The sequence below is a fragment of the Endozoicomonas sp. 4G genome, from assembly GCF_023822025.1.
GTDB lineage: Bacteria > Pseudomonadota > Gammaproteobacteria > Pseudomonadales > Endozoicomonadaceae > Endozoicomonas_A.
In genome coordinates this window covers 1,532,510-1,544,825 of record NZ_CP082909.1, presented here as the reverse complement: position 1 = coordinate 1,544,825, position 12,316 = coordinate 1,532,510, and the positions used below count along the sequence as shown (strand labels likewise).

Here is a 12,316-nt window from a genome sequence, read left to right as displayed (position 1 = left end):
ACCAAACCTGACAGGAGAGGGCCATGTCTATTACCCCCATGTGGCGAGTTGACCGGGACGGAAGCATGTTTACAGACAAAAAAGCCGCTGAAGAATACGATCGTATGCTGGAGCTGGCCGGAAATATCTCCAGCCTGCTGGAAGACAACTTTGAAATCAATGAAGAGCTGGCTGAAGAGATCGGCCTGATGTTCGCCAAAAACAAAGACACCTTCGCCAAAGCCTTTAAAGGCAAACCGGATCTGGTGCTTGAGATTGGTCAGGCTTCTGAAGCAGAGAACAATGCCGAGGATGAAGCAGAGGATGAAGCAGCGGCCTGATCCGCCCACACAGCCTTCAACAGGCCAGAGCGGAATGCCCTGATCCGCTCTGCCACAGGAAAAAAAGTCTTTCTGCCATTGCTGATTAAAAAAACCTTTTTTTACCGAAAACAGTGAATCTGCCGGTCGTTTTTCCCATTTTCAGACCAGCACACCGGTAAAGCAACCCGCCAAGTAGCACTTGTACTGGTTGCTAATACAATCAATTCCGCTAATATAGCGGCCTTTTTGTCTGGCAAGGTATGTAGTCACGACATGACGAGCTTCGTTCCTGGACAGCGCTGGATCAGTGACACCGAAACTGAACAAGGGCTAGGTACCGTTCTTACTTTCGACAGTCGCATGGTCACCCTGTTGTTTCCTACCACCGGTGAGACCCGGCTGTACTCCATTAATAACTGCCCGCTCTCAAGGGTACAATTTAACCTTGGTGACGAGATAGAAAGTCACGAGGGCTGGGCCATGACGGTGACAGAAGTCATCGAAGAAAATGGCCTGCTGCTTTATAAAGGCGTTCTTTCTGACGGTAAGCCCAAAGAGCTTCCCGAATCGGAACTGGGCAACTTTATTCATTTCAACAAACCGCAGGATCGAATGCTGGCCGGTCAAATCGATCAAAACAGCAATTATTCCCTGCGCTACAAGACATTGTTAAACAATTGTCGACTGCTCAGCTCGCCGGTGAGAGGGCTTCTCGGTGCTCGCACCAGCCTGATCCCTCACCAGCTGCACATCGCCCGTGAAGTGTCTGAACGACATGCTCCCAGGGTGATGCTGGCTGACGAAGTGGGCATGGGTAAAACCATTGAAGCCGGTCTTATTCTTCACCAGCAGCTCATCACAGAACGTGCTGGGCGGGTGTTGATTCTGGTGCCGGAAACCCTTCAGCATCAATGGCTGGTGGAAATGCTGCGTCGCTTCAACCTGCATTTCAGCCTGTTTGATGAAGAGCGTTGCCGCGCCATTGAAGATGAAAATCCGTTCAACACCGGACAGCTGATTCTCTGTAGCCTGGACTTCCTGAGCCAGTACGAAAACCGTTGCCAACAGGCTCTTGAGGTCGACTGGGATCTGTTGATCGTCGATGAAGCTCACCACCTGATCTGGTCAGAGGAAAACCCCAGCCGTGAGTATCAGGTTGTGGAATCCCTGTCGTCACGGATTCCCGGCCTGCTGTTGTTGACCGCAACCCCCGAACAGATGGGTCCCGAAAGTCATTTTGCTCGACTCCGCCTGCTGGACCCGGACCGTTTCCACGATCTGGCCACTTACCAGCAAGAAGAGAAAAGCTATGAGCCTGTGGCCGAGGCGGTTCAGGAGCTGCTGGAAAATGACCACCTGCCGGAAGCCGCCTGTCAGCACCTGATCGGCTTCCTGGGCCAGGACTGCCAGCCTCTGATCAGCCTTATCAATAATGGCTCGGATGAACAAAAACAAGCGGCCCGTGAACAGCTGCTGAGAACCCTGCTGGACCGTCACGGTACCGGTCGGGTGTTGTTCAGAAATACCCGTGCAGCGGTGGGTGGATTCCCCGGTCGTGTGGTACAGGGTTACGCCCAGAAACTGCCCGAGCTTTACCAGATTGCCCAGGAAGAAGAAACGGAAGTCCGTGGTTCGCTCTATCCTGAACTGGCTTACCAGTCCCATATCTGCGTTGATGATATGGACCCCTGGTGGAAGGTAGACCCACGTATCGACTGGCTGATCAATCTGCTAAAACTGCTTAAAAAGCAAAAAGTGCTGGTGATCTGTGCCAATGCCAATAGCGCCCTGGACCTTGGGGACGCCCTCAGAATTCTGTCGGGCATACCCACCGCAGTGTTCCACGAAAACATGACGATCGTGGAGCGGGATAGTGCGGCGGCTTATTTTGCGGAGGAAGAATACGGTGCCCAGGTGCTGGTCTGCTCCGAGATTGGCAGTGAAGGCCGAAATTTCCAGTTTGCCCACCATCTGGTGCTGTTTGATTTACCCGCTCACCCGGACCTGCTGGAACAGCGTATTGGACGACTCGACCGCATTGGCCAGACCGAGACCATCAAAATCCATGTTCCTTACCTGGAAGGCACCGGACAGGAATTAATGTTCCACTGGTACGATCAGGGCCTGAACGCCTTTGCCGATACCTGCCCGTCTGGCAGCATGGTCTATGAACAGCTGGGCGAAGCCTTCAGCGAAGCACTGGCACCGGAAAAGAAAACGACACTGGCCGACATTCAGCCGCTGATCGAGGAAACCGCCAGACTCAATGCAAAACTGAATGAGCATCTTCACAATGGCCGGGATCGCCTGCTGGAAATCAACTCCCGTGGCACCCTGGCCAGTGAAGAGCTGATCAATGACATCGAAGCACAGGAAGAGCCCAAACAGCTCAAACGCTATATGGAAAAGCTGTTCGAAGGCTTTGGTGTCGAGTCAGAAGACCATTCCAAACATTGTCTCGTGGTGCGCCCTGGCAGCCATATGGTGACCGCTTTTCCGGGTCTTCCGGCTGATGGCATTACCGTCACCTTTGACCGGGATATGGCGCTTTCAAGGGAAGACATGCATTTTCTCACCTGGGAACACCCCATGGTTCGTGAAAGCATGGACATGCTGCTCACCAGTGAAATGGGCAATACCTCAGTAGCCCTGCTGAAAAACAAGGCGCTGAAGCCAGGCACCATGCTGCTGGAAGCAATTTATGTCGTCGCTGCCACTGGCGAGAAAAAACTGCAACTGGATCGCTACCTGCCTGCGACGCCGATTCGCTGCCTGATCGACCCCAGTATGAATAACCTCTCGGAAAAAGTCGCTTTCGATACGTTGAATGCCCAACTTCAGCCCATCAAAAAAGGCATGGCGAAAAAGCTGGTAAAAGCGCAACGGGAGCCGATTCTGACCATGCTGGCCAAAGCGGAACAAGCAGCGAAGGAACAGGTTAACCCCATTGTGACAGAAGCCTGCAAAAACCTGCTGGGTCATGTTACCGAGGAGATCAAGCGACTGGCCGCCCTGAAAGCAGTGAACCCGAACGTACGTGACGAGGAGATTGAACACCTCAAGCAACGTGCTGCCCTGGGTCATCAATGTCTTCAGAAAGCGATGCTCAGGCTGGATGGTTTGCGGTTGATGATTGCGGGTTGATAGCAGTATCTCCGTTCAGGATGAACGGGGTTCTGCTGCGTAGTAGTATCTCCGTTCACCCTGAGCGGAGTCGAAGGGTGCCGGGCACGGTCTTTATTGTTGGTTCGGAGCCTACATCCTTCGACCGTGCATCCTGAGCGGAGTCGAAGGGCGCTCAGGATGAACGTAGATTGTTCACATCAAACTCATTGAAATGATGCACTAGAAACATCTCCGAAAGCGACCTGCGGTTTCTCCATTATTTGCCAAATTTAAGCTAGGATTAAGCCAATCAACCTGATCCCTTAATAAGAAAAGGTAGCCTCATGTCACGCAAAGGACCTTGGCCTCTTTCCCTGTTTTTGCTTTTTGCTTTGTTTTCCCCGAAAGTCATCTTCGCAGGCCAGAATGGTGTGATGCTGCTTGGCAGCAAAAAGTTGGACTACAGTGAAGATCTGCCCATCCTGGGGATTTCTTCCATCCGTTATGATAAGAACTACCGCAGATACATTCTGCTTTCAGACGACACCGGAGCCGTACCCAACTATTACAACAAAAACGGCCAGTCCCGATACTATCTCATTCCGGAAAAAACCCTGATTACCAGGAAAGGCATAGTAAAGAGCAAAGGGACTTTCCTTCGGTCGTCTGGTAGAAAGGTCAGGGAAGTGGTCATTGAGCCTAATGACAGCATTTTCTGGACAACTCATGGACATATTGATACGGAAGGCTTTGATTTTCTTGACGACAATAGTTTTCTGATCGCTTCAGAACAAAGCGCAACCTATCTGTTCAATCGGGTTTCCCCCTGGATTCGTTTCCCGGGGTGGAATGTTCACAGTGCACTTCTGCAAGTAGCCAGAGATGGAACGCTTCTGGGTGCTTACCATTACCCCAGCGAATTCTCCAATATCGGCTGGCGCTTTGACTGGAAAATTCCTCATTGGGTGCCAGGTATCGGTGACACAGCATTCAACTGGCACAGTGAAGACCCCGATAGAAAAGGGGTCAAGCGAAACCGGGGCTTTGAAACAGTCACCCATCTTCCGGGAACCAGTGATTATCTGGCTATCACTGAACAGGGCATTTTACAGGATGAAAAAAACTGGGATCATGATAAAGGCCCTGTACCCAGCCGGGTATTACGTTTCTCCATGGCGGAGGCCAAAAATCTGGTTTCAGCCAGGGTAAAACCAGAGATTCAGTATCATTATCAACCCACTGCGGTTCCTGCAGACCTTTATGATCCCCAGACGGATGTCGTTGTCCAAAGCATCAGCGATGCCCAGGGCATCAATGACCACCAGTTTCTCATTATCGAAAAAAATTACATCAAGAAAGCCGACAGAAAAACGGCAAACTACTCCTACGCAGAGGTTTATCTGGTTGACCTGAACAATCTGCTACCGCCGACTCAGGGTAATAGCGACGGTTCAGAAGAAGATCGCAATACACTGCAAGAATCCGCTGAAACGCCTCTGCCTCTGCTCGATAAAAAGCGCATTTTGAGCACTCGGAATTTTGAAAAAACCTTTCCGGACTTTAAAAGAATCAACATCGAAGGGGTAACGCTTGGACCCGACGGTGATGACGGCACTAAGCTACTGGTTCTGGTCAGCGATAACGGGGCTAACGCTCCCAAGCCAAGAAGCACCGACGTCATCTTCTTCAAAGTCCCTGACAAGCTGTTAAAGATGCAATAAGTACTGAATTAGCCCTGGTAAGGCGTTGGGTCAGCAACCCCGGCTTCATCAAAGCCCTTTTTGCGGTAGCGGCAGCTGTCACAGACACCACAGGCACGACCTTGCTCATCAGCCTGATAGCAGGAAACGGTAATGCCGTAGTCGACCCCGAGACGGCTGCCTTCCTTGATAATGTCTGCCTTGGTCAGCTCCAGCAGAGGGGCACGAATATGAAAGTGATCGCCCTCGACACCGGCTTTGGTGGCCAGATTAGCCATTTTCTCAAACGCTTCGAGGTACGCAGGACGACAATCCGGATAACCAGAATAATCCACATCGTTAGCGCCAATGAAAATATCCCGGGCACCCAGGATTTCAGCCCAACCCAGGGCCAGGGAGAGAAAGACGGTATTGCGTGCTGGCACATAAGTCACAGGAATACCCTCGCCCAGCGCCTCAGGAACGTCAATACCATCATCGGTCAAGGCTGACCCACCGAGATCACGCAAGTCCAGCTTCAGGGTTTTATGATCCCTTGCCCCCAATGCTTCGGAGACACGAACCGAGGCTTCCAATTCCGCCCTGTGCCGCTGACCGTAATCAAAGCTGACGGTGTAACACTCATATCCTTGATCTTTGGCAATAGCCAGTACCGTAGAAGAATCGAGACCACCGGACAGTAAAATGACTGCTTTTTTTGTCATACTCTTTGTTCCTAATTTATTCCCAATTTTTTCCGCTCATTAATTAAACTCCCGTCTTGTCACCCCAGATCACCCGGTGTAATTGCACCTGGAATCGAACCGGAAGCTTATCGGAAACAATCCAGTCAGCCAGCTGATCGGGTTTCAGCTGGTCATTGACAGGGGAAAAGAGTACATCCGATACTCGCTCCGGAAGGTTATATTGCAGCATCTTACTGACCGACCAGTCATAATCTTCCCGATTGGCGATGACAAACTTAACCTGGTCATGGGCGGTAAGGTACTCAATATTCTCGTACAGATTCCTGTGGCTCTCACCAGACGCAGGCGGCTTGAGATCCAACACTTTAGCCACTCGCTCATCCACTTGGGAAACATCCAGTGCGCCGCTGGTTTCCAGCGACACGTCATAGCCTCTGTCCGATAACTGCTCAAGCAGCGGCAGGCAATTCGGCTGCCCAAGGGGCTCACCACCGGTTACACAAACATATTTAGCGCCATAGCCCTCGACTTCCTGAAGAATCTCATCCAGAGACATACGGGTGCCACCATGAAACGAATACTCGGTATCACACCAGCTGCAGCGAAGTGGGCAACCCGTCAGGCGGACAAACACAGTGGGCAGGCCCGAGGTACGGGACTCTCCCTGAAGGGAATGAAAAATTTCGGTAATTCTGAGGGTATCAGCAGTCATTGAGCTCTCACCAGACATTCAGGCGGGCAATACTAGGAGCCAACCCGGCTGAAGTCAATTTCGGTTTAATCGTCCGAACGGATAAGAGAAGGTAGCGGCAGTGCCCACCCGGAGGCAGGCAACATGAATCAGGTCCCGGACATATTCCTGAGATAGGTCTCTGACAGCCTTGCCGCAGAACTTCCGGGATATTGACTGATCACTGATTCAAAGTGTTTTCTGGCAGCGTCTTTTTCACCTTGCAGGTCAAGAACACGGCCCAGTTTATAAGTAGCATCAGGTACTTTTGAGCTATCAGGGTAGCTGTCAATCAGAACCTGGAAATCGCTCTGGGCTTCTTGGTATTTGCCCTGGGCCATCTGAACTTCACCTAACCAGTATTGAGCGTTATCAGAAAACTGACCTTTGGGATAATCTTTCAGCAGTTTTTTCAAAGCAGGCACAGCCTCATCAAACTGCTTCTCCTTAATCAGGGCGAAAGCAGACTGATAAGCAGCTTCTTCACGGCTATCCGACTTGGCTGCCACAGGCTTCTTGGGCAAAGTCACCGGGAAGCCGCCAGCAGTGGCAGGCGCTTTATCTGAAGTGTCACCCAGACGGGTAATACGTCGATCAAGATCCAGGTAACGATCCCTGTTCTCTTTCTGCAACTGGTTGATCTGATAAGCCTGTTCCTCTACCTGCCCTCTGAGCGTCATGATCTCCTGACGAAGTTCATCCAGGAGATTCAGCAAATGAGCAGTCCCTCCTGCCGCTGATTCTGTCGAAGCCATTTCAGCCTGGGGCGGATCCTGACGTTCAACAGACTGACCACTACTGCCCGAAGGCTGGGAGTCCACCACAGGCACCTGCGCCTGAACAGAAGAGGTCATCAGACCAGCAAGAACAAAAGCAGAGCAAACAGATCGTTTCAGACGCATTCAGTCTCATTCCCTGTCGTGCAGCCATGAGCCTGAGTGCTACCCACCCAGGATTTTTAAACCCGTGAATGGGGCGCCATGGCTGCAATATGAAGTCGATAATTTTCTTTCGTTATGGGGATCAGTTGATCACAATGTGAGCACGGCGGTTCTTAGCCCAGGCTTCAGCATTATGAGCGGGATCCAGAGGCTTCTCAAAACCGAAGCTGATCACTTCAATGCGGCTTGGAGAAACACCTTTGGCAACCAGGTAGCTCTTCACAGCATTGGCACGACGCTCGCCCAGGGCCAGGTTGTAAGTGCGGGTTCCGCGCTCATCCGTATGACCCTGGATGATGATGTTCTTGCCACGACCTTCAGGGGAGTTCAGGTAAGCAGCCTGTACGTCCAGAGCCTTATAATCGCTTTCTTTCAGCTTAGAGCTGTCAAAGCCGAAGTGGTAGGTTTTATCCGCCAGCAGCTGCTCGACCTGCTCAGGGGAAGCCTGAACATCACCGCTGTCAATAACGGCTTGAACAGCAGGATCAAGAACAGGGGTGGTTTCAATCACTACTTCTTCAGTGACGACCTCGGGAGTCGTTTCAACATCAGAGGTGCTCTGACCACCTGTAGAGGCACAACCCGCCAGCCAGAGTGCAATAGCAGGCAGTGCGGCAGCTTTGACAATATTGGCAAAACGCATGACAAGCTCCAATCGTTCATTCAGTGTTGGTAAGTCGAAAATCAATACATTGATTGATGCAGTACAGTATCAGAACTGCAGACTTCGAACCAGCCCGAATACCAAGGGATTCAGCCAAACTTACGACTTAATCCGGCCTGAAATCCAGACAGAGTAAAAACCCTATGCCCGAACATCAGGCTCAGCTGCCCCCGGCAGACTAATCCGAACCGATTTTAGCGCTGTGTACCTAATGACGGCCCCCAGACCGGCTCTCTGACATCACCCTCGGCCGATGGCAGGCGATATTTTACTCGACCATCCGCTGTGACAATGCCAAGTTCTCCATTTTTGCCTCCCGTTACCGCATAAATAAGACGGCGACCCCCGGGGGAAACACTGGGCGAATCTTCCAACCGGGCAGATGTCAGCAAACGCAATCGTCCGGAATCGAGATCCAGAATGGCGATGTTAAATTCGGCAGCGCCCTGACCTTTATGGACCAGTGCCAGCGATTTACCATCAGGGAATACTTTAGCACGGGCATTGAACTTACCGGTAAACGTCAGTCGTTCAGGTTTCCCATTAGCGACCACGGTACCATTTGACAACCGGTTAACATCCACCTTGTAAATCTGGGCACTGCCTCCCCGGTTAGAAGTAAAGACCAGGCTTTTCCCATCAGGCATCCAGTCTGGCTCAGTATCAATCGAGAAGTGCGAGGTGACCTGGCTGAGTTTTCCGGTGGCCAGATCCATCACATAAATGTCCGGATTATCGCCTTTGGACAGAACCAGCGCTACCTGCTTGCCATCTGGAGAAAACACCGGAGAGCTGTTCAACCCTTTAAAGTTTGTTAACTTCTGACGTTTACCAGTAGCCAGCTCCTGAATGTAGATAGCCGGGCGGCCAGACTCAAAAGAAACATAAGCAACACGACTACCGTCGGGTGACCAGCTCGGGGACAGTATAGGCTCTCTGGAACGAAGTATCTCGCGCTGACGCTGACCGTCGGCATCGGCATAGTTCAGGCGATACTCGGTATTATCAGCACTTTTACGATGGGCCGTGACATACATGATTCGGGTAGAGAAATCGCCGGGAATGCCGGTAATCTTTTCATAAACCGCATCACTTATATGGTGAGCCAGGCCGCGCAACTGACTTTCAACGCCTCGCACCCTGCCTTTTAGAATGCTTTTCTGGCGAACAATATCAAATAGCTGATAGCTCACCTCAAAGGTGTTACCTTCCTGTTTCACTTCCCCGGTCACCAGATAGGAAGCACCCAGTACATCCCAGTCACGGTAAACGACATCTTTGGCACCGGCAGGGAAACTGAGCATGTCTTCCCGCGGCAAAGGTGCAAACAGACCACTGAGACGAAGGTCATTTTCTACGACAGAAGCCATATCTTCCGGCAGTATTTTTTTACCGTTCCAGCTGAAGGGCGATACGGCCACCTTGACAGCTTTGTCATTGCCCTGGGTCACTTCTATGGTAAGAATGGCCTGGGCATTCTGCATAGACATCAGCAGGACAACAAACAACCACGAACTCAAAAGGCCTCTGCCCCGAAACCTGCCCGACAATCCGGCAGAAAACCGTTCTACTGAAAACCGTACTAATTGCTTCATCTCACCAGATCCTCTGGCCTGAACCTAAAATTAACGCGTCTAAAATTGTTGTCGAACACACGCCGCTCCAGCTTTTTCAATTCCGGGAAAGGCGCTGCCCGTTGTATCGCCTGTATGACAGAACGATCATAAGCATCATTTCCGCTGCCTTCCAGCAATCTTACTTCCAGCAAATCACCAAAAGGAGACAGACTGAGCTGAACCAGCGCCACCATATTATTACGGGCACTGGGTGGTCGGTTCCAGTTCTGGGCAATCAGGTTGTTCAGCAATTCAGAGTAGTAGGCCACTTCTGCGGCCTCTTTTTCGGCCTGCTCGGCGGCAGCTGCCTGAGCCTGTTCCTGCTGTCTTAGCAATGCTTCCTGTTGCTTTTTCTTCCGACTTTCTTCCGCCAGGCGCTGTTGCCGCTCTCGCTCTTTTCGAGCCGCTTCTTCCTTTTTCTTTCTTTCCTGCGCTCTTTCCTGCGCTGCTGCTTGCTCTTTTGCCGCCTGCTCTTTTTTCAGAGCCAGCTCTTTCTGTCGTTTAATTTCGGCCTGCCGACGTGCCTCTTCCCTGCGCTTTTGGGCAGCAAGTTCCCGGGCTTTTTGTGCCGAGTTGTCGACCACGGGCTTGGGTTCTGGTGGTCTGGCTTTTGGCTGGGCTATTTCAACGACACTGGCCTTGATGCTTCTGGGCGGTACGATCCTCAACGCTTCATCAGACGACCAGTCCCGGGACAGCAGAGCCAGTAGCAAAACGTGCAGCAGTACGGACACCACCACTGCAAACCCGTAACCCTGAAACAGCTTATGACTGAATAAAGCACCGACCAATGGAATCTTCTTCATTACCGCCCTGCGTTCCACAATACCATGATCATGGTTTTTTCTGTCTGACAGTCAGGCCAGAAGGAAACACGTTCGATCATCAGCGTTTCACCCCTTCATCCAACGACGATGGATCGGTAATCAACCCCACATCATGAACACCTGCTCCCTGCAATCGGGCCATCAACTCAACGACCGCACCGTAGTCAACTTTACGGTCACCTTTAATTAATACCTGAGTGTCGGGACTGGCAGAAAGCACCTTACCAACCTTGTCACTGATTTCGTCCAACCCTCTGGCACTTTCCTGGTTGCCACCCAGGTCAATAAAGTACTTGCCATCGGACTGGACGGAGATAATCAAAGTCTTGGCATCATCTGGCAGGGGCATTGGCTTGCTGGTTGCTTTCGGCAGTTCTACCTTCACTCCCTGGGTCAACATTGGGGCACTGACCATAAAGGCCACCAGCATAACCATCATGATGTCGATAAACGGCACCATGTTGATTTCTGACATTGGCTTGCGCCGGGTTCTGGATCGAGCCATGATTTTTTACCCGCTCCCCTCAGCCCGCACGATGACGACTGTGAACCTTGCGATGAAGAATACTGGAGAATTCATCTGCAAAGGTTTCATAATTCGCCAACAGAGCTTCTACTCTGGATGCGTAACGGTTATAGGCCACCACCGCAGGAATCGCAGCCACCAGACCGACGGCTGTGGTCATCAGTGCTTCAGCAATACCAGGAGCCACCGAGGCCAGGGTGGCTTGCTGCACATTAGCCAGCCCACGGAAAGAGTTCATAATACCAACGACGGTACCGAACAGGCCGACATAGGGGCAGGTCGAACCGACACTGGCCAGGAAGGGGAGATGGGTTTCCAGTTTTTCCTGCTCGCGGGAGATGGCGACTCTCATGGCTCGCTGGGTGGCTTCCATGACAGCGTCAGCATCTTCCGTACCCTGGGAACGCATTCGGGAAAACTCACTGAAGCCTGACCGGAAGATCTGTTCCAGCCCCCCCAGATCGTCTTCTTTATCCAGCTCTCTGTACAGCTGGGTCAGATCCATTCCGGACCAGAAACGATCTTCAAAGGCCAGCATATTCTGATGGGCGGAGCGAATAAGCATGCCGCGCTGGACGATCATGACCCAGGAAACAACAGACGCCACCACCAGCAGTATCAGCACCAGCAAAACGATCCAGCTGGCGTTGCCTACCAGTGACCAAATGGACATGCTATCTGCCACTGAAAACCTCGCTTTTAATTCGATCAGTTAGAAAAAGGGTTACCGACAATCGTTCTGGATAATACCATCAATCTCAGGACGAATTATCGTCAGAGCTTAATTTCTTCCGTAAGGATTCTGTAATCGCCGTCGGTTTTCGGCTCTGGCTGTCAAGGCAAGCTACCACAAACCGGGCTTCACATAACAAGACGCCTTCGCGAAAACACTGTTGCAGAAAAACCATCCGGGCCTTGCCCATGCTTTCAATCCGGACGGTTACGGTAAGAGCATCATCCAGCCGGGCAGTCTGTTTAAACTGAACTGACGCATCGACGACCACCAGTTGTTTCTTGTCCTGCAATAACTTCTGGTGATCATAACCGGTACTGCGCAGATATTCAGTTCTGGCCCGCTCCATGAACTTCAGGTAATTGACGTGGTACACGATACCACCGGCATCGGTGTCTTCGTAATAGACTCGAACAGGAATGGAAAAAGTATCAGTCACTGGGCAGGCCACATAAAATGAAATCAGGTCAGAGACTGCCAGAGACG

The 12,316-nt window shown here is 51.5% G+C and carries 12 protein-coding genes; 3 read left to right on the top strand and 9 right to left on the bottom strand.

All coding sequences use genetic code 11. The features are described from left to right. Positions 1–23: 23 nt before the first annotated feature. The 3 genes from K7B67_RS05795 (at position 24) to K7B67_RS05785 (ending at position 5,128) form a co-directional block, all read left to right on the top strand. Positions 24–320 carry a YebG family protein gene (locus K7B67_RS05795; protein WP_252179414.1) on the top strand — a complete coding sequence of 99 codons (297 nt, stop codon included), beginning with the start codon at positions 24–26 and terminating at the stop codon, positions 318–320. A 255-nt stretch (positions 321–575) separates the two neighbouring features. Next, positions 576–3,446 carry an RNA polymerase-associated protein RapA gene (gene rapA, locus K7B67_RS05790; protein ID WP_252179413.1) on the top strand — a complete coding sequence of 957 codons (2,871 nt, stop codon included), beginning with the start codon at positions 576–578 and terminating at the stop codon, positions 3,444–3,446. Between the two features lie 305 nt (positions 3,447–3,751). Continuing rightward, a complete protein-coding gene (locus K7B67_RS05785) occupies positions 3,752–5,128 on the top strand; it encodes an esterase-like activity of phytase family protein (RefSeq protein WP_252179412.1) in 1,377 nt (458 codons plus the stop codon). 8 nt (positions 5,129–5,136) lie between these two features. Here the strand turns inward: K7B67_RS05785 and queC are convergent, their stop codons facing one another. The 9 genes from queC to ybgC form a co-directional block, all read right to left on the bottom strand. Then, entirely contained in the window at positions 5,137–5,811 is a 675-nt protein-coding gene (gene queC / locus K7B67_RS05780; RefSeq protein WP_252179411.1) for a 7-cyano-7-deazaguanine synthase QueC, read from the bottom strand. Positions 5,812–5,854: 43 nt separating this feature from the next. Further along, positions 5,855–6,505: a 7-carboxy-7-deazaguanine synthase QueE gene (gene queE, locus K7B67_RS05775; protein WP_252179410.1), complete on the bottom strand. Its 651-nt coding sequence runs from the start codon at positions 6,503–6,505 to the stop codon at positions 5,855–5,857. A 128-nt stretch (positions 6,506–6,633) separates the two neighbouring features. Continuing rightward, positions 6,634–7,425 (bottom strand): tol-pal system protein YbgF, encoded by a 792-nt coding sequence (gene ybgF / locus K7B67_RS05770; RefSeq protein ID WP_252179409.1) that lies wholly within the window; start codon positions 7,423–7,425, stop codon positions 6,634–6,636. A gap of 121 nt (positions 7,426–7,546) precedes the next feature. Further along, on the bottom strand, positions 7,547–8,107 hold the full coding sequence (locus tag K7B67_RS05765; protein ID WP_252179408.1) for an OmpA family protein: 561 nt from the start codon (positions 8,105–8,107) through the stop codon (positions 7,547–7,549). Positions 8,108–8,322: 215 nt separating this feature from the next. Continuing rightward, a complete protein-coding gene (tolB, locus tag K7B67_RS05760; protein ID WP_252179407.1) occupies positions 8,323–9,723 on the bottom strand; it encodes a Tol-Pal system beta propeller repeat protein TolB in 1,401 nt (466 codons plus the stop codon). Continuing rightward, positions 9,720–10,550, bottom strand: coding sequence for a cell envelope integrity protein TolA (locus K7B67_RS05755; RefSeq protein WP_252179406.1), 831 nt, complete (start codon positions 10,548–10,550; stop codon positions 9,720–9,722). Before K7B67_RS05755 ends, tolB begins: the two co-directional genes overlap by 4 nt. Before the next feature lie 79 nt (positions 10,551–10,629). Then, a complete protein-coding gene (gene tolR / locus K7B67_RS05750; RefSeq protein WP_252179405.1) occupies positions 10,630–11,076 on the bottom strand; it encodes a protein TolR in 447 nt (148 codons plus the stop codon). A gap of 19 nt (positions 11,077–11,095) precedes the next feature. Beyond that, complete coding sequence (gene tolQ, locus K7B67_RS05745) at positions 11,096–11,770, bottom strand: protein TolQ (protein ID WP_252179404.1); 675 nt, start codon at positions 11,768–11,770, stop codon at positions 11,096–11,098. Positions 11,771–11,855: 85 nt separating this feature from the next. Continuing rightward, the gene (gene ybgC / locus K7B67_RS05740) at positions 11,856–12,269 is read right to left on the bottom strand and encodes a tol-pal system-associated acyl-CoA thioesterase (RefSeq protein WP_276576720.1); all 414 of its coding nucleotides are present in this window, start codon (positions 12,267–12,269) and stop codon (positions 11,856–11,858) included. Positions 12,270–12,316: the final 47 nt, after the last annotated feature.